At 58.5% G+C, this 1,536-nt stretch carries 2 protein-coding genes; one reads left to right on the top strand and one right to left on the bottom strand.

Annotated elements, in window-relative coordinates; translation table 11 throughout:
- Nucleotides 1-650, top strand: a 650-nt coding sequence (locus tag AC1D06_RS42535) for a Tn3 family transposase (RefSeq protein ID WP_477991586.1), incomplete at its 5' end; no start/stop codon positions are given.
- A 3-nt stretch (nt 651-653) separates the two neighbouring features.
- On the opposite strand, the gene AC1D06_RS42530 is transcribed toward AC1D06_RS42535, so the two are convergent.
- Nucleotides 654-1,536 (bottom strand): IS5 family transposase (locus tag AC1D06_RS42530; RefSeq protein ID WP_477991584.1); only part of this gene is annotated, 883 nt, incomplete at its 5' end.

Here is a 1,536-nt window from a genome sequence, read left to right as displayed (position 1 = left end):
TGCCCCGGCTGCGTGGTCTCAAGGATCGCAGGCTTTATCTCTTCCCGGGCGACACGCCTCCCGAAAACCTTGCATCACTTGTCGGCGAACCCATCAATGTTGAGCGGATCAAGGCAAACTGGAATGACATCCTGCGCCTCGTCACGACGATCCGCTCCGGCCAAGTCCGTCCGTCGACCCTGCTGGCGAAGCTGTCCGCATTCCCGCGTCAGAACGGACTGGCGCTCGCTCTACGAGATCTTGGGCGTATCAATCGGTCCATTTTCCTGCCCCAATGGTGGCAGAATCCCGAAATGCGCCGGAACGCGACTGCCGGCCTCAACAAGAGCGAATCCCAGAACACCTTGGCCCGCGCGCTGTTCTTCAACCGTCTCGGAGAATTGCGGGACAGGACCTTCGAGAGCCAGTTCTATCGGGCATCCGGGCTGAACCTTCTGATCAATGCCATCGTCTACTGGAACACTCTTTATCTCGAACCGGCCTTCGGCGAGCTCAACCGGGAAGGCATCGCCACGCCGCCCGATGTGATCAAACACATCACCCCACTCGGGTGGCAGCATATCAGTCTCACCGGCGATTACATCTGGACTCCGACGGACAGCGCCGACCTCAGGCCACTGCGGCGAGAAACATCCATTCTCGCCGCATGATCACTACATGTTCTCAAATGTCGGACAGATCCACCACTTTCGTGTCGTGACGCCCATGTGGGTCTCGACTCGACTGCGCTGATTGTAGCCGGTGGATTTTTGCCATGCCATCCGGCCGTTCGTCTCGATTTCGGCGATGTGACGGTCGCGAACAGATGGGGCCAGCATCGCTTGACGGCTGGCAACGGCAGTCTTGGGAGGTGGGATAATGACCTCCACGATCTCACCAGAGCGTGTCGCAAGAAGATCACGGGTAGGCGCCCCATCATAGGCGCCATCGGCGATAAACTTGGCGATGGGGGCTTCAATCTGATCCAGAAGGTCAGGCAAAGCTGTCGGGTCGCCGATGTCATCTGCGGTCAGATCGGAACAAACAATCTCTCCGCTGACAAGATCGAGGCCGAGGTGCAGTTTGCGCCATCTTTTGCGTTTTCGCTTGGTTTCATACTTGCTTTCCAGCCACTCGCCCTCGCCGAAGACCTTCAAGCCCGTGCTATCAACGACAAGATGGACCGGACCTGACGCTCTGGCTCCAGGCTTTGCTGACGGCAACGCCAGCCCTTTGCTCCGGCGTGACAAGGTGGAAAAGTCAGGCACGGCAATATCGTACTCCATCAGCGCCGCGACGCTGCGTATCAGGCCCTGGGTCTGGCGCAGCGCCAGCCCGTAGACGATACGCAGGGTCAAGCACAGCGTAATCGCCAGATCCGAGTATTTTGGCTGGCCGCCCCGAGATGTCCGCCGCGGCGCCACCCACAAGTAAAGCGCCTCATCACTCACCCAGATCCTCAAATCACCGCGTTGACGCAAGCTTTCATTATACGCCGGCCAATTCGTGACCTGAAATTTCTGCTTGGCTATCTTGTGACGCCGGTCAGCATTGAAC

Source organism: Rhizobium sp. P2_G2 (genome assembly GCF_056403555.1).
This window is presented reverse-complemented; position numbering and strand designations above follow the sequence as displayed.